This window comes from Paraburkholderia sp. 32 (genome assembly GCF_050435345.1).
Classification (GTDB): Bacteria; Pseudomonadota; Gammaproteobacteria; order Burkholderiales; family Burkholderiaceae; genus Paraburkholderia; species Paraburkholderia tuberum.
The window spans coordinates 1-16,977 of sequence record NZ_JBNDKD010000003.1 but is presented as its reverse complement, the minus strand read 5'-3'; the positions used below and the strand labels follow the sequence as shown (position 1 = coordinate 16,977).

Sequence of the window (16,977 nt, the reverse complement as noted above, 5' to 3'; positions counted from 1 at the left end):
TCTCTCCTTGTCAAATGCGCTGCTAACCCGCCACGAAACGTGGGGGCGTGTGGGTGAACGTGCTTTTTTCTTCTGAACGCTTCGTCGTACCGAGCCGTTTTTTCTTTTCTATCGCCGCTTCTGCGCAAGGAGCAAAGGGCCCGAAGATTACCCCGCGCGTTTCAGGAGCAAGAGCCCCTGCCCTTCAACCAACAGCTTCCTGGCGATTTCCGCCACCCCGCTGATGTGCGTGACGGCGGCGCTGTGCGCGGCGACCGCGTCCCCCGCGCGTATCGCGGCCAGGATCTGACGCATTTCCAGAACTGCCTGGCTGCCGCGATCGTCGGACGCGATGGTCAACGCTCGCAGACGGTTGATTCTTGCCGTCAGCGACTGGACGATTTCCCACGCGACATGTTTGTGGCCCGCGGTGAACATGCGCTCGTAAAACGCCGTCGTGAACGCCAGCACTGCGCGATAGTCCCGGTCATCGAAAGCGAGCTGAATGCTGTCGATCAGTGCGTCCAGATCGTCGACGGTGCGTGCGTCGGCAAGCCGCGCACAGGCGGACGCCGCTTCGCCCTCCAGCAGGCCGCGAATTTCGTAAATCTCCGTTGCGGTCTTGAGATCGAGCACGGCAACGATGGGCCCCTGATTCGGCAGGGTATCGACGAGCCCCTCCGTCTCCAGATGGCGCAGCACTTCGCGCACGACCGTGCGGCTCACGCCCAGCTCTTCACACAAGGTCCGCTCGACCAGCCGGGCGCCTGGCTGAAAACGCGCGTCCAGGATGGCGCTACGCATTTTCTCGAGCGCAAGCGCTCTGAGCGTGGTCGTTCGGCGCTCAACTTTCAGGGACGAGATCGGTTGGTGCATTGCTGTATCCGATCAAGCCTGCGCGAACAGCCTCGTGTCGCGCGCATCCCAGTCGATCCAGGCCTGCGTGCCGATGACGATCCCACTGTCCCGATGATCTCCCGCAGGCATCCGCACTGACATGTCCTGTGCCCACGGCGTCGTCACCGAGTAGTGCATGGCGTCGCCGAGATAGGTGATGTCTCGCACGGTAACTGGCAAGCCCGCCGTGTTTTTGGCCGCCCCGGCAGCGCGAATGCGGATCTGCTCGGGGCGAACCATCAGCGTGCCGTCGCCGCCCACCGAAAGCGTGGCATCGCCGGTGGCCGCGATTGCATGGCCGCTCGGGAAGACGGCGCTCGATTGCGCCGCGTCGCGCGCGGTGATGCGAACAGGCAGGAAGTTCGAATTGCCAATGAAGTTGGCGACGAAGCGCGAAGCCGGATTTTCATAGAGCTCTTCGCCGGTTCCGCATTGTTCGATGCGGCCCTTGTTGAACACAGCGATACGATCCGAAAGACGCAACGCCTCTTCCTGGTCGTGCGTCACGTAGAGAATCGTCACGCCGGTCTCCTGGTGGATGCGGCGCAATTCGAGCTGGATTTCCTCGCGAAGCTTCTTGTCGAGCGCGGACAACGGTTCGTCCATCAGCAGCACAGGCGGGTCGTACGCCAGCGCGCGCGCAATCGCCACCCGCTGTTGCTGGCCGCCCGAGAGCTGGCCGGGCATGCGATCGCGGAACTCCGCGAGATGAAGCAGCGCGAGCATCTGCTCGACCTTCTTCTTGATCTCCGCCTCGGGGCGGCGGCGCACCCGCAAGGGGAAAGCCACGTTTTGCCCGACGGTGAGATGCGGAAACAGCGTGTAGCGCTGAAACACCATGCCAATGTTGCGTTTATTGGGCGCGACCGACAGCAGCGGTTTGCCGTCGAGCAGCACGCGACCCTCAGTCGGCTCCTGAAAACCCGCGACGATATAGAGCGTCGTGCTCTTGCCCGAGCCCGACGGCCCGAGGAAGGTCATGAACTCGCCCTTGCGCACATCGAGCGAAACCTGGTCGATGGCAACGACGTCGTCGTAGGTCTTACGCAGGCGCTGGATTTGCAGGAATGCGGAAGTCATGGCTAATCACCTCATTGTTCGGGCGTTATCGGGCGCGGCGCAGCACTGCGCCCGCCAACATCAAAACGGTCGTCAGTCCAACGAGCAGCGAGGATGCTGCCGCGACGACGGGAGTCAGGTCCTGCCGCAGCGTCGCCCAGATGCGCACAGGCAGCGTCTGCAAGGTCGGACTCGACATGAAGATCGACACCACCACCTCGTCCCACGACGCAAGGAACGCGAAGATCGCCGCGGCGAACAGGCCAAGCCGGATCGCCGGCAATGTAACGCGCAGCTTCACTTCGAGCGGCGATGCCCCGCAGATCAACGCTGCGTCTTCCAGTGCGGTATCGAAGCTCGACAGCGAGTTGCTGATTGAAATGATCGAAAACGGCAAGGCGATGATCAGATGGCCGATCACGAAGCCGGTCATCGTGCCGGTCAGGCCGATGCGCAGAAAGAACGCATAGAGCGCCACAGCCAGCACCACCACGGGCAGCACCATCGGCGTCAGAAAAAACGCCTTCACCGCGTTGCGGCCGCGAAACTTGCCGCGAACGAGCGCAAGCGATGCAAGAAAGCCGATCAGCACGGACAGCACTGTCACGATCACCGCAAGTTTGGCGCTCGTGAGCAGCGAGTCGAGCCATCCCGGGTCGGTGAAAAGCTGGCGGTACCACTGCAGCGTCCAGCCCGGCGGCGGAAAGATCAGCCACTGCGAATCGCCGAACGACAAGGCGACGATGAACACGATGGGCAACAGAAGGAAAAGTGCAACGGCAGCGCCGATTGCAAGCAGCGCCCAGCGCAACGCACCTAAACGGTCGAAATCGAGCAACATGTCAAAGGCCTCCAGCAGTGGCGCGCGCGCCGCCTGTGAACCGCAGTTGAAGCGCGTAGAGCGAGAGCGTCACGGCGAGCAGCACGAAGGCGGCGGCACCGGCGAGACCCCAGTTCAACAACTCCTGCACGAGCTGGGCCACCAGTTCGGCGAGCATCATGTATTGCGCGCCGCCGAGCAATGCTGGGGTCACGAAGTAGCCGAGGGCCATGACAAATACCATCAATGCGCCCGATGCGATGCCCGGCATCGCCAATGGCACAAGAACGCGCCAGAAGGCCTGCCAGCGACTCGCGCCGCAGACCGCCGCGGCGCGCAGTGTCGAGGGGTCGATGCTGCGCAGCGTCGCGTGCAGCGGCATGACGAGAAATGGCAGCATGATGTACGTCATGCCGATCGTCACACCGATCAGGTTGTTCACGAGCGGCAGCGGCTCGTGGATGAGGCCGATCGCCATTAACATGCGGTTGATCGGGCCCGTCGACTGAAGCAGAACCATCCAGGCAAACGTGCGCGCCAGCAGGTTGGTCCACATCGAAAGCAGCATGATCGAAAACAGCAGCGAACTCAGCCTGCGCGGCGCAATGGCGAGCAGCCATGCGGTCGGGAAACCGATCGCCACCGTCACCACGGTCACGACGGTCGCGACCAGGAACGTGTTGCCGAACACGCGCAGGTAGGTGGAAGAGCCGAGAAGCTGCTCGTAGTTGTGCAGCCCCGGTGTGGGCTCCAGCACGCTGCGCAGCAGGAGCGAAAGCACCGGCAGCATGAAGAAGATCACGAGGAGCACGAGCCCCGGTATCAACAGGCGAATGTTGCGCCAGTCGCGACGCCGACGCGTGGGTGTCGCCGGCGGATGGGCCGCGGTACTCAGAACATTGGGCATGGTATCTCCTGCATTCTCCAGTTGCTGCTACGCGCCTTCTGCCTGACCGCCGCTTCGGGGCACGCCTCTTTCGCTGACGCTTATTTCGATTGCCACGCGTACCAGCGCTTCGCAATCGCGTCGCGATTGTCCGCCCAGTACTTCATGTCCAGGTCGATCTGGGAGGTCTTGTACTGGTCCGGCATCGTCTTCGCGACTGCAGCAGGCATCAGCGCCGCCGACTTCACGTTGATCGGCGCGTAGCCCGTATCCTGCGCGAACTTTGCCTGCGCCTGCGGACTCGTCGCGACGGCGAGGAACTTCATCGCCTCGGCCTTGTGCTTCGCGCCCTTCGGGATCACGAGCATGTCCGCGGCAGTCAGGTTCTGGTTCCACGAAACGCCGACCGGCACGCCCGTCTGTTCGAGCGCATGCAGACGGCCGTTCCAGAACATGCCGACGGGCGCCTCTCCCGATGCGAGCAGTTGCTGCGACTGTGCGCCGCCGCTCCACCAGACGATGTCGCTCTTGATCGAGTCGAGCTTTTTAAATGCGCGGTCGAGGTCGAGGGGATAGAGTTTGTCCGGCTGCACGCCGTCGGCAAGCAGCGCAATTTCGAGCACGCCGGGTGCGGACCACTTGTAGAACGTTCGTTTGCCGGGAAATTTCTTCGTGTCGAACAGATCGGCCCACGTCTGCGGCTGCGCGCCCTTGAAGCTCGATTTGTTATAGCCGAGTACGAACGAGTAATAGAAGCTGCCCACCGCATCGGCGCTCGAGAAGCGTGGATCGAGCTCGCCCTTCTTGACCACGGTGTAGTCGATAGGCTCGATCAGCCCTGCCTTTTGCGCGGCATAGGCAAAGTCGCCCTCGACGTCGACGACGTCCCAGCTAACATTGCCGCTGTCCACCATCGCCTTGAGCTTGCCGTAGTCGGTCGGACCATCCATCAGCACGGTGATGCCGCTCCCCTGGGTGAAAGGCTGCGCCCAGTCCTTTTGCTGCGACGATTGCGTCGTGCCGCCCCAACTCGTAAACACGATGGGATCTGCGGCAAGCGCCGGCGTCGCCATGAACGCTGCTGCGCACAGCGCGAACAGCGGAGAAATCATCAGACTGCGGGTGCGGGTCATATCGGTATCCTTCAAGTCGGTTTGGTCGCGCTAAATTGACTGCGTGGTCGTCGAATCGGTCGTCTCTGCGGCCAACGGCGAAGAACGCGCTGGCTTCATGTTGCTGTTTTCCATCTTTTCCTTTGTCTCCCCACTGCGATGCTGGATTGATGGATCTTTTTGGTGGATTAACCCCAGACAAACCGGTCGTCGCAAAGCGTATCTGGATGACGGCGGCAGCCGTGCGACACCGGGCATCTCAATGTGCTGTCGCGAGCGTCTGGACCTGTCCTGCCTCTGTGTCGCCGACGTAGATGCCGAAGGCGTCTTCGCTGCGCTCGCGCACATAGCGCTGCAGCATCGAGCGCACGGCGTCGTCGCGCAGTTCGCTCCATGGAATCCGTGGCAGCGGGACGATGTGGATCGCGGTGTCCATCATTGCGGCGAGGCTGCTGCTCACGCGTCCCCGGTAATAGACGTGGACGCTCGCCGACGGACCACTACCCGATTCGAAAACGGCAAAAATGAAATCGAGATGCGCGGTGAGACCGAGTTTCGCCAGCACGCCGCGCAGGCTCCCCGCATCACTTTCGGGTTCGAGCTTGACGCCGGTCGGCAACTGCAAACCGTTTTTCGTTTCAAGCAGCACCAGGCCGTCGCGATGTTCGAGAATTGCGCCCACCTGGGCGCGCGCGCCGGTTGCCGCGAGCGCGTCCTGCGAGAGACTGAAGTTTACGTACGCGCCACGGCAGTAACCCAACGGCGAAGAATTCGTATGCACGAAGTCGACCACGCGCCCGATCAGAATGATGTGATCGCCGGCACCCACGACGTCGTGCGTCCTGCAATCGAACGTCGCCGCCGCGCCCTCCATGATCGGCGCGCCCGTTGCGCGGACGCGCCATGAGACCTGCGCGAACTTGTCGACCGACTTCGACGCGAAGACGCCCGACACGGCCTTCTGCTCCCCCGCCAGCACGCTGACTGCGAAGTGATTCGTGGTGGCAAAGACCGCGTGGCTCGACGCGCTCTTCGCGATGCACACGAGGATCAGCGGCGGATCGAGCGAAACCGAGGCGAACGAGTTGGCCGTGAAGCCGCGCGGGGAACCGTCCGGCTGGATCGTCGTGACAACAGTCACGCCGGTGACGAATGCGCCGAGTGCGCGGCGAAATTCGAGAGTGTCGAAAGTCTGTTCGATGATCGGCTCAGACATGGTCTTCCCCCACGTTCGTTGCATTTGCCCCGTTTCGTTGCGCTGCTTCGGCGAAAAAAGCAAGCAGGCGTGCGGTGACTTCTTCTGGATGGCTAACGTTCATCATATGACGCGCACCCGCAACCACCTCGGCCCGACCGAACGGCGCGGCCTCTGCCATCGCCCGCGACATGTCCGGACTCGAGTTCAGATCTAGCTCGGCGGTCAGGAACAAGGCCGGCACAGCGAGGCTCGTCAACCGACCGACGTGGACGTCGTCCGAGCAGGCGAAGAGACCGTAAGTCCGCGCATAGCCGACCGGATCGACCGAGAGCAGCAGGTGCCGCACCGCTTGCGCCGCCTGCGTCAGATGCGCCGGCACCGGGTCACCGAACCAGCGTTTGAGCGTGGCGTCGACGCCCGCAATCGCGCCCGTATCGGCCGGTGTATCGCCGAGCGTCGCGGCACGCGACATTACTGCTTCGCGTTGTGCAGGCGAGCGGTCGTAGACCGCGTTCAGTGCAGCGACGCTCAGCGTACGCGGCGCACGAGTCAGCGCGAACTCGAGTGCGACGAGTGCGCCCATCGAATGACCGGCGACGTGCGCCTGCTCGATGTCGAGGCCGTCGAGCAGGCGTTCGAGCTGGGCGGCGTAATCATCGAGCGTCGGCTCGGCCGGAGGCAGAGCACTGGCGCCATGACCGAGCATGTCGTAGACCACGACTTCGTAGTTTGCCGCCGTCAACGGCTCGATCTGCGACGACCATACGCTCTGATTCATCCCCACGCCGTGAATCAGGACAACTGTTGCCGGCGCTTCGCCCGACTTCGGCGCATGCACGCTGTAGCTCGTCCCTGCAATCTCGCCGCGCGCTGCGGCAAGCCTGGGCGTCCGGTCAGGATTCATTCGGCTCATGCTCCACAAGATTATGGTATGCCATACTACAGCAAACTTTTCGCGTCAAAATATTATGGAATACCATAATTTCGAACGGAGAACTGGCTGGCATGGACGTTGCTGACGGCACGCGGTTGCCGGTCGGAGCCTCGCGCTGAAAAACCAGGAGCGCCTCGCGGCCGGGTCGAGCGAAGACAACGCCGCGAGCGAACGGCGCGTTATGGGGAGTGGAGTGGGAGTGGTCTGGCGCTCGGAAGGAGCGCGCGGAGCGCGCCGCGGAACCGCGGCGCAGACAAGCGGTAGAGAATCGTCAGGCCGTTCGCGTCAAGCTTCGGCCGCCCCTTCGCTTCGTTGAGCAAGCGCCGCAAGCGCAAGCTCCGCCGTGCGCCTGATATGCGCGATCGAGGCGGAAGACGCGGCATCGCCGTCGCGCCGTTCGATGGCATCAAGTATCATGTTCATCTCGCGATTCGACTCCTGGCTGCGTCCCGGCGTGGCTATCGTGAGTGCGCGCAATCGATTGATCCGCGCATTGAGCGTCTTGACCACGGCTAGGGAGACGGTCCGTTGCGCGCCCTCGAACAACGCCTCGTAGAAGTGTTCCGTGTAGGCGAGCACCGCTGGCAAGTCTTTGACCTGGAACGCTGCTTCGATCTGTTTGCGGATCTCCCGCAGTCGCCTCACGAGTTCGGGTGTGGACTGCTCGGCACACGCGCGTGCGGCATTCGCCTCCAGTAGCCCGCGCAGTTCGTATATTTCGCTAACCTGGCCGGCATTCAGTTGCGCGACGACCGGCCCTTGGCGCGCGATAACATCCACCAGCCCCTCGGTCTCGAGGTGCCGCAATACTTCGCGCACAATCGTGCGGCTCACCCCCAACTCGTCGCACAGCGTGCGTTCGACGAGGCGTGCGCCCGGCTGGAAATACCCCTGCACAATTGCGTCGCGCAGCTTGTCCAGCGTCAGTTCACGAAGGGTTTTGGTTTCGCGGACAACTTTAAGATCTGACATAAGTAGAAAAGTGGACAGATAAAGCTCGGGTCACACCATGGCGTGATCGGAGCGTGGAATGCCATATTATCCACCATAAAGGAAGAGATTAGATGCGGTAAGGAGCGCGGATCGCACATTGCCGGTATGCAAAGTGCAGCCATAAGCGTTAAACATGTCTCCTCCGGCGCGAAGACGCACTCGACTTCGCAGACTCCGTCCTCTGCATCCTGAGCTGGCGCATCTTCTGGCTCACGATGATCAGCCGCGCAGTTCCACAGGCCACGCCCGAAGCGGTATTCACGAAAACGGAAATCGAGTTACTGGATCGCCTGGATCTCGCCTGGGCGTTCATCGAAGCTGCGGCGTGCGACTTATTACATGATGCGTGATGACCAACCATTCGAGGTAACGCGATGCTTTAGCCAGGTTTGGCGGGAGACTGAGAGCCCGGTAGAGTCGTTGGTCCGAAACCATTGAGTTGATTGTGCCCAGTCCCCGGCCATCCCGCTGCTGCGAACACCGAGACGCCCAGGTCATGAGCCGATAGCTGTCTGGTACCGCCATGCGGGCGACCATGGAATTGACATGTATCCCTCTGGACATTGGCCCGGCACCGACGATTCTCTGGAGCTCGACTGAGCCAGGGGTGAATACCGGAAAGCGGAGGTTCACCTTGATCCCGATGAGTGACTGGTGCGGATCAGTTCCGCAGCCAGACGACGAGAAACCGGACGCGCCACCAAGCTTCGCATTGCCAGGATGGCCAAAAAAAGTACGCGATGCAGGGCTCGGTCCTTGAGGGGAAGATTTATTCACTTACTCCAGTCTTGCAATGGGTGACAACTCCGCGGACCTGCGTAGGCTTCACTCCGTCTGGCAGCGATGGCCGGTTTCAAGGTCAAACGATCATGCGCTCACATGAGGTCGTGGCCGCAAATCGGCCATGGTGGATATCCGCTGCATTCACCCGTCACGGATCGCTGGATCGGCCTCCCCATAACTCCATTCGAATCCTCTGCCAACCCGCTTTACCGTGCCCGCCGATGTTTCCGCGAAATGCGCGGCAAATACTGTCGCGCCCGTTTCTAGTGAGAAGCGGCAGACGATGTTGATGAGCCTGAGCAGCGGTCCACCGCCTACGGACATGGCGGACAAACGCAGGCCGGGCCAAGCGCGCTGACGGAGGCGCTCGCTATGGTTGACAAAACGGGGGGCGTTATTAGCGCAAGCGTGCTTTCAACACGCGATCGCAGTCGCCGGCCATCAAGCCGCGAAGTCGCTCGAGCTGCGCGCCACGTTGAACCTCCTGCGCCTGTGGCAAGCACAAGGCAAGAGTGAGGCGGCCCGCCAGCGGCTCGCTGGAACCTATGGCGCTTTCGCGGAAGGCTTCGACTCCACCGACTTGCGAGAGGCGAAGGCGCTGCCCGAAGAGCTATGAGCTGTCTCGTGCAATCGCCACGATGCAAGCCGGGGGCCCTCGCCTCAGAATTTCGTCCGCATCCCCACCACCCCGAACACTTGCGTTTTCGTGCTGGAAGGCGACAGCGAATAGATCTGTGCGAACTTTGCATCGCCGGCCGCGCGCTGGTAGGTGCCGACGAGAAAGAGGTCGGTCCGCTTGCTCAGGAAATAATCGAGCCCGACATTGATCTGATGCCATTTCGGGTCGACAGGTTGTGGGTGATAGCTGCCTGATGTGTAGATGTAGGCCGCGCCGGCGAGCAAGTCGGGTAAGACATAGTCCACCAGCGAGACCTCGAAGTTGTTCAGGTCGAGCCTGGACGTATCGAGGTAGTCGAAGCGCGACTTCGTATAGAGCACGGACGCGCTTGCCGCGCCGAACTTATAGGCCCCGCCTGCGCCGAACATCCACTGTTTGGCGACGCCTGCGCCGGTCGCCGGATTAGTGATGAATGGCGAAGTGAAGCCGTAGTCGCCGGAAACGGCGCCGCCGGTGTTATTCGGATCGTTCGGCTTTGTGACCTGGTTATAGGCCGCGCCGAGCGACAGCCCGCCGTTGTGGTACGACACGCCGGCGCTGTAGCTGCTGTTGTCCGAGAACCCGTCAGCCTTGTTCGAGAAGCCATACAGCGCGGCGACTTGCAACCCGCGATAGTCGAGACTCTTGAACTGGACAGCGTTGTTGATGCGGAACGTGTCGAACACGTTGTCGTTGTCGCCGATATGCGTGCCGTAGGCGGCGAACTGGCACGCCGACTCGAAGCCATAGAGGGTTGCGGCGCCGAGGTCGTATTGCCGCCCGATCGTGAGCGTGCCGATCCTATCGGACGACAAGCCGACGAACGCCTGCCGCCCGAACATGCGCCCGCCCTGCCCAAGCGATCCATTGGTGATACTGAAGCCGTTCTCCAGCGTGAAGATGGCATGCAGCCCGCCGCCGAGGTCCTCGGTTCCCTTCAGTCCGAAGCGTGGCGCCTGCATCGGGCCGTTTGCCACGTACCATGAAGAGGCGCCTTTCTGATTATTCGCATAGGCGATGCCCGTCGAGATCAAGCCGTAGAGGGTCACGCTGCTCTGGGCACTCGCCAGCCCGGCGAAGCTCAGTAGGCCCGACGCAACAAGAAGATTGGCCAATTTAGATTTCACGCGTCTGTCTCCATTCCATTTATTTAGTAAGACTGACTACCGTCTCTATGCCGACGGATTCACATTCCGCCGTGTTCTGAACGAGCCGATGACGCCCCCTGCGGTCTATGGCCATCCGGCGCGACATCTGTCGTTCAGTGCGGTTCGCGCGTGCCGGCTTCCGCGCAATTCGTCATCGCCTCAATTGTTTGGCGTGGGCGTAACCGCCCACCTTGCGGCGCAGTTCCTAGCCCTCCCTGGCAAGAACGCCATGCATTCTTCGGCAAGTCGCTGAGGGTCAAGAGCGAGACCTTGCTGTGCCACCGCAGCGGGCGTTTGGAAGTCCGGCCCATTGGTAGCCATTAGAGCCTATCGGTGCCAATAAGTAAATTGCAATTCACTTTTGGTTTACCCGAACTGTGCTGCCAGTAACGACCTGCGAGTTTGTGCTGCGCAGACGCGAAGAATCGGGGGGTGAACCGTTAGACACCGCAGCCCGTCGCAATACACGAAGCGCAACGATAGGCGTCAGTCGAAGTTGAGTTGAGCCACGAAAGACGGACTCTGTTCTTGGATGAGGGGAATGTCGGCACGGGCAAGCATCGAAAGCCTCGTGCGACGGATATCCAGGCGGAGATGTGGAGTTCGTGAAGACTGGGCGCACGCCCAGACAATTGGTGCGCGAGTTCTCGAGCCGACAGCAGAGGATCACCAACTGGGTGGCGCAGCCGGTCCCCGAAACATCCATGCGCTGAACGCGACTTCGCGCGTGGCCTCCGGCCCCCCATGCATTTCGAGGCCTCAACCACTACATAAGATTCGCCGGCTCAGCGGCGCTCCGATTTTGCACGACGCCGTACCGGATCGCGGCCGGGTTCCTTGTCTGCGGGAGACGCGGCTGTTGTCTCAGCGGCGCCTCCTCTCACACCGTTCAGGACCAGTCGAGTCAGTACCTCAATAGCCGCCCCGTCATCAATCAGCCGGTCTGGGAAGTCACCGGCGCGCGCAGTCCAGTTGTAACCGGTGTATTCGAGCATCGAACATAGTGCCGAAGCAATCAGTTCGCTATCGAGCCCGGCGCAATAGCCTTCCTTTTGGAGGAGCTTGATCACGCTCGACATGCCTCGTATGCCCTGTTGCCTCACGCCATGCCACGCACGAGCGAACTCACGATCCGCCATCGACATCTGAAATGCTGCAGTTGCCACAGGCCAGTCATCGCGATAGATCTTCCAGAACGCTCCTAACCGCTCTTTCAGGTGTTCAAGCGGGTCCCCACGCGTATCCAAGGGGCGGTTTACTTCTGCCTTGAGGCGCGTGCGAAATTCGTCAAGCAGCTCGTGCAGCAGTGCTTCCTTGCTTGGATAGTATTTGTAGAAGGCACCCGGAGAGCGGTTGACGCTCGCCATGATGTCGGCGATTTTCGCATTCGAAAACCCATCTACTGCCAACGCGCGCTTCGCCGCAAGCTTGATCGCTTCTCGCGTCGTATTGCCCTTCGGTGTCCGCCGGGTCGCCGGCTCGATGAGTTCGTCCATAACGAGAACAATCGTCCATTAGTCTGACCGGCACTTGGCCGGAATATTCGTCAATTGCGGCTTCCCGCTGTTCAACGGCTTTTCGACATCACTCAGTCTCGAGGAATCCAGGTCACGCCGGGGCGCCCGCCCCCCCAGATTCAACGCCCGAGTGCGTGTCAAAGCGCCGCCTGAGCCGCATGGATCGGGAGTTTCCGCTGACGTCCCCGGGACGCGTAATTGTAATTCAGATTCACTTTCGCCGGCATCGAAACCATGCACGCTCTTTCGGCCTGCCGAGAGTATCTAGCCAGGACTGGCGGGGCAACGGCGGGGACGAACACCGTAGAATTTACTGTTCACTTTTGGAGGTGCGGTGCTTTGACTCGGACGTCGGGAAAGCCAGCCGCGTGATGGAGTGCTCAGTGCGGTCAACTGCCGGCAGGATGGGCAGGCCATCGAAAGTGGCGGGCTCGAGAAACTCGGCCTGCCGCGGGAACGTGAGGTCCTCATGCGCGGCGCGGATTACTCGGCCACCGAAACTCCGGTGGCCGCCACCGCGTGGGCCGGCGGCCCACTGACCTCATCGCCTTGCGCTGCTCTCAAGCACGAAAATCAGACGTCGTGGGATTGCAGCCATTGCACATAATCAGCAACGCCGGTCGCAACCGACCATCGTGGTTCATAGCCGAGCGCACGCACGCGCGTTATGTCCAGATAGCGTTGGTCGCTCGAAGGCCCATGAGGGTGCAGCGGCAACGGCGGTATCGCGCCTGGGAACAGCGCGTTGACTGCATCAGCGAATTCGTCCAGCCGCGTGGTTTTGCCACTGCCCACGTTGTAGACCTTGTGCTCCGGGGCAATCGCCTGATGGACCAGCGCCATGCCGTATGCATGGTCCTTGACATAGTTGAAGTCCCAAGCCATGTCCGCGCATGGCAAGCGCCCTTTGTCCGAGGTCAGATCCATGGGGACGCCGCGCACGGCGGCGTGAACCATCCGTGCGACGACGTTGATCATCTTGTTGTAGAGCGGCCCGTATGTGCCGTCGATTCTCACGATTCGGATGTCGAGGTCCGTCTGGCGCTGAAAGATGGCGGCGATCGCCTCGAGCAATTTCTTGGGCCCAGCCTGAATATAGTGATGGTCCTTCTGTTCAGTGATGGCGATCGGCCCGGCCTCGCTATACGGATAGTATTTTGAGTCCAGGCCCCAGTAGATGTCGCTGGAACTCGTGATCGTCAGCTGTCCGACATTCATGATTCGACAGGCTTCGATCACATTGAGCGCACAAGCCGTTCGTAAATGGACTTCACGCGCCGGCGACATCGATTTTGGGGCATACCCCGACGCGTCGAATACCTTATCGGGCTTGATACGGGCAATCGCATCGAAGACGTCATAGCTGACCGTCAAATCAATTCGTTCCTGCTGCGGGGCATCTCCGAAAAACTCCCTGAGTTCCGCAGGCGAGCGTTCTGCTCTCGCACCTGCAATCACAATCTCTTCGCCCCTCGCGGCAAGCTCGCGCGCGACATGCATCCCTATGAAGCCAGTACCGCCCAGGACAAGCGTTTTCATTCAGGACTTCCTTTTATCCGTTTTTCAGGAGAGCACGAACCCGCGGTATCCGGCACCGGCCACCTCGTTCAGAATCTTGCGATAAGCCGGTACCCCGCCCACGTAGGGCATGAAGATTCGAGGCTTGCCGGGGATATTGGCGCCGACGTACCACGAATTGCCGCGTGGGTAGAGGGTGCGATCGGCCACCTCGTTGACGTGGTGAACCCACTCGTTCTCCGCCTCGAGGTCGCAAGCGACGTAGGCCCTTTTGGTCTCACGCGCGTGCTGAATGAGCCGAGTGACCCAATCGACGTGCTCTTCGATGGAGTGCACGACGTTGCTGAGCACCGATGGGCTGCCGGGCCCCGCGATGATGAACATGTTCGGAAAGCCCGCGCACGATACGCCCAGGTAGGTGCGTGGACCGTGCTGCCACCTTTCCCCCAGCGTCACGCCTCCGACTCCGCGGATGTCGATGGCACGCAGCGCACCCGTCATGGCGTCGAAACCGGTCGCGAACACGAGGATGTCCAGCTCATACGCTTGGGCGCTCGTGCGCAGCCCACGCGGTGTCACTTCCTCGATCGGCGCAGCCTTCACGTCGACCAGCGTCACGTTGGGGCGGTTGAATGTTTCGTAGTAGCCGGAGTCCACACAAAGGCGCTTCGTGCCGAAGCGCAGCTCCTTCTTGGGGCAAAGCAGCTCGGCCACCTTCGGATCGCGCACGATCGCACGGATCTTGGAGCGCACGAAGTCGGAGACATACTCGTTGGCTTTTTCATTGACCAGCAGGTCATTGAATGCGCGGAGCATCCGGAATCCACCACCGGCACCGTGCCAGCGGAACTCGAACTCGCGCAGCCGCTCCTCTTCTGAAACCTCGAGGGCCGATTTGTCGACTGCCTCCAGATACAGGCCGTTGTTGGCGTCTCTCGCGCGAGCCCGCCGCTCACGGTAGTGGGCCTTGGCATGGCGGACGGCCTCATCGTCGAGCGGCTCGTTCTGCGCCGGCACGCTGAAGTTGGCGGTGCGCTGGAAGACTGTCAAATGGTCGGCCTGCTCCGCGATCAACGGAATCATCTGCACACCGCTAGAACCGGTGCCTATCACCCCTACCCGCTTGCCAGCGAAATCCACGCCCTGTTTCGGCCAATCGGCGCTGTGATACCAGGTGCCGGCGAAGCTGTGCAGGCCCTTGAAATTCGGGGCTTGCGCGATCGAAAGGCATCCAGTGGCCATAACACAGAACTGCGCGTCGAATGACTCACCCGCGTCTGTCTCCAGGGTCCATCGCTTTGCCCGTTCGTCAAATACTGCCCGCGTCACACGCGTGCGAAACTGGATGTCCCGCCGCAGGTCGAATCGCTCGGCGACGTGGTGGATGTAACGCAAAATTTCCGGCTGTGTCGCGTAGCGCTCGCTCCAGGTCCATTCCTGTTCGAGCTCCTGGTCGAAGGAAAATGAGTAGTCGAGGCTTTCTACGTCGCACCGCGCGCCGGGGTAGCGGTTCCAGTACCAGGTGCCGCCGACGTCCTCGCCGGCCTCGATCACGCGGGCAGTCAGGCCCGCCTTGCGGGCGCGGTGCAACTGGTAGAGGCCGGCGAAGCCGGCCCCGACGATGACGACATCAAGCGACTTTTGTTGATTTGATGCATTCATTCCGGGGTCTTCCGATTCAGGTTGACAAAGCAGTAGCGCGCTGCGATCGCACCTCAGGAGCATCGGGCGTTCGATGCAGCCCGCGCGCGGTGATATCTTCGAGCAGCCCTCCCCACGCGGTGCCTAAACATCTGTCCTGAAATCCTCCGATTTCGGTGCGCGGTGATGGGTCCAGCGCGGCCCATGAAACGTATTACAATGCATGGCGCACAAAAAGTAAATCCAGATTCATTTATCGGAAACCCTTATTTGAAGTGATGGTAGCTTCGTCGAACTGGCGCTTGGTTAGCCGACCATGCCGCCCCTTCACCGCGGGAGAGACGCGGCCATGCGTGCAGACCAAAGCGAGAGGCGATCAAGCAGCGCGCCATGCGCGCGACATCGATGGCTTTGCCGCCGCGAAGGCCGCGGACGTCATGGCGCAGGCGGATTCACCCCCCGGTGGTCCTACTATTTCAAGATGAAGGAGTCGATCAGCAATGCGTCATACGCCGCAGCCAACCAAGGTCTGAGGACAAGTAACTTCAGTGGGAGAAATTCCGTCCGATGCGGTTTTCCGGCTAACCGGCTCTGCTCTTTTCAGCGGCAAGCCACGCTTCCCGCAGTTGGTTCTTTTGAACTTTGCCGATACTTGAAAGTGGTAACGGCTCGCTGCGGATGTCGTAGCTGCGTGGAACCTTGTAGCCGGCAATCTGCGCCCGGCAATGTGCGTCCAGTTCTGAGATGCTCAAACTCGCGCCAGGTTTCGGAACAACCGCGGCATGCACCCGATCTCCCCAGCGCTCATCGGGCAGACCCAAGACTGCGCAGGCGTCTACCGAAGGGTGCGAAGCCAACGCGTTCTCGACTTCGGCGCAATAGATGTTCTCGCCACCACTGATGATCATGTCCTTTATCCGATCGACGATGTACAGAAAACCGTCCTCGTCTAGATAGCCCGCATCACCGGAATAGAGCCAACCGTCAACGAGCGTCTGGGCAGTCTTCTCGGGCGCCTTCCAATAACCGCGCATGATAGCCGGGCCGCGCAGCAGGATCTCGCCCGCTTCCCCCGGTTTGCATGGGCGAGATTGATCGTTTGCAATACGGATCTCAAAGCCGGGCAACGCCTGCCCTGCCGATTTCAGCTTTCCCGCCTTGGGGCCGCTCAAGACATGCCGGTCGGGGGGCAAGCTACAAATGCCTCCGCATGCCTCGGTCATTCCATAGAACTGGTTGATCCGCGCATTGGGAAAGGCCTGCAGCATTCGAGCAAGCAACGCCTGCGATATCGGAGCAGCACCGTACTGGATCGAGCGAATTCGCGATAGAAGTTCGTCATCGCGCTCGGGCCCGTCCAGGACCATCGCAACCATCGTTGGGACGAGTTGAACGTGCGTGACACCATCGTCGCGCAGGCGCCGATAGAAAATCTCCGGCTTGAATTGCGCTATGAAGCTGTGCGTGCCGCCGCCAAGCGTCACAGCCAGCCCATTTGCAAGGTCTCCCAAATGGAACATCGGCGTCGAATGGAGATAGACCGTGTCCCGGTTGTACCCGAGTTCGCGATGCAGGCTCATCGCGGCGAAGCTGAAGTTCAGGTGCGTCAACTCCACTCCCTTGGGCAGTCCGGTCGTCCCCCCTGTGTAGCAGATCCCGGCTAGCGAATTGAGGTCACCGCAAGCATCCTCAACACGCGGGTGCTCGAGCATCGCCGCATACCGCGCGTCGTCGAAGCGGATGAATTCCTTTAGAGACGGCAGAACCTCAGCCATCCGCGCTCCGAACTCCTCGAACGACTCGTCGCTGAACAGCAGCACGGAATCGGAGTGCT

14 protein-coding genes are annotated in these 16,977 nt (G+C 61.1%); 1 reads left to right on the top strand and 13 read right to left on the bottom strand.

All coding sequences use genetic code 11. The features are described from left to right. Positions 1-147: 147 nt before the first annotated feature. The 8 genes from OKW26_RS22650 to OKW26_RS22615 all read right to left on the bottom strand — a co-directional run bounded on the left by OKW26_RS22650 (position 148) and on the right by OKW26_RS22615 (position 7,857). The gene (locus OKW26_RS22650) at positions 148-855 is read right to left on the bottom strand and encodes a GntR family transcriptional regulator (RefSeq protein WP_184063065.1); all 708 of its coding nucleotides are present in this window, start codon (positions 853-855) and stop codon (positions 148-150) included. Between the two features lie 12 nt (positions 856-867). Continuing rightward, entirely contained in the window at positions 868-1,956 is a 1,089-nt protein-coding gene (locus tag OKW26_RS22645) for an ABC transporter ATP-binding protein (protein ID WP_184063068.1), read from the bottom strand. Positions 1,957-1,981: 25 nt separating this feature from the next. Beyond that, positions 1,982-2,776, bottom strand: coding sequence for an ABC transporter permease (locus OKW26_RS22640; RefSeq protein ID WP_429355290.1), 795 nt, complete (start codon positions 2,774-2,776; stop codon positions 1,982-1,984). Position 2,777: 1 nt separating this feature from the next. Then, positions 2,778-3,662, bottom strand: coding sequence for an ABC transporter permease (locus tag OKW26_RS22635; protein WP_027194702.1), 885 nt, complete (start codon positions 3,660-3,662; stop codon positions 2,778-2,780). Between the two features lie 80 nt (positions 3,663-3,742). Beyond that, positions 3,743-4,774, bottom strand: a complete 1,032-nt coding sequence (locus OKW26_RS22630; RefSeq protein WP_429355289.1) for an ABC transporter substrate-binding protein — start codon at positions 4,772-4,774, stop codon at positions 3,743-3,745. A gap of 238 nt (positions 4,775-5,012) precedes the next feature. After that, positions 5,013-5,969, bottom strand: coding sequence for a flavin reductase family protein (locus tag OKW26_RS22625; protein ID WP_429355288.1), 957 nt, complete (start codon positions 5,967-5,969; stop codon positions 5,013-5,015). Continuing rightward, complete coding sequence (locus tag OKW26_RS22620; RefSeq protein ID WP_429355287.1) at positions 5,962-6,855, bottom strand: alpha/beta fold hydrolase; 894 nt, start codon at positions 6,853-6,855, stop codon at positions 5,962-5,964. Before OKW26_RS22620 ends, OKW26_RS22625 begins: the two co-directional genes overlap by 8 nt. A gap of 315 nt (positions 6,856-7,170) precedes the next feature. Continuing rightward, positions 7,171-7,857, bottom strand: a complete 687-nt coding sequence (locus OKW26_RS22615; RefSeq protein ID WP_429355286.1) for a GntR family transcriptional regulator — start codon at positions 7,855-7,857, stop codon at positions 7,171-7,173. A gap of 1,180 nt (positions 7,858-9,037) precedes the next feature. Between OKW26_RS22615 and OKW26_RS22610 the strand changes: the two genes are divergently transcribed. Continuing rightward, a complete protein-coding gene (locus OKW26_RS22610; RefSeq protein ID WP_429355285.1) occupies positions 9,038-9,277 on the top strand; it encodes a hypothetical protein in 240 nt (79 codons plus the stop codon). 44 nt (positions 9,278-9,321) lie between these two features. On the opposite strand, the gene OKW26_RS22605 is transcribed toward OKW26_RS22610, so the two are convergent. The 5 genes from OKW26_RS22605 to OKW26_RS22585 form a co-directional block, all read right to left on the bottom strand. Next, positions 9,322-10,446: a porin gene (locus OKW26_RS22605; RefSeq protein ID WP_429355284.1), complete on the bottom strand. Its 1,125-nt coding sequence runs from the start codon at positions 10,444-10,446 to the stop codon at positions 9,322-9,324. 806 nt (positions 10,447-11,252) lie between these two features. Then, positions 11,253-11,963, bottom strand: coding sequence for a TetR/AcrR family transcriptional regulator (locus OKW26_RS22600; protein ID WP_429355283.1), 711 nt, complete (start codon positions 11,961-11,963; stop codon positions 11,253-11,255). A 594-nt stretch (positions 11,964-12,557) separates the two neighbouring features. Beyond that, complete coding sequence (locus tag OKW26_RS22595) at positions 12,558-13,523, bottom strand: NAD-dependent epimerase/dehydratase family protein (RefSeq protein ID WP_184063076.1); 966 nt, start codon at positions 13,521-13,523, stop codon at positions 12,558-12,560. A gap of 24 nt (positions 13,524-13,547) precedes the next feature. After that, positions 13,548-15,164 (bottom strand): flavin-containing monooxygenase, encoded by a 1,617-nt coding sequence (locus OKW26_RS22590; protein WP_429355282.1) that lies wholly within the window; start codon positions 15,162-15,164, stop codon positions 13,548-13,550. Positions 15,165-15,724: 560 nt separating this feature from the next. Beyond that, the coding region (locus OKW26_RS22585; protein WP_429355281.1) for a class I adenylate-forming enzyme family protein at positions 15,725-16,977 on the bottom strand (1,253 nt) is incomplete at its 5' end.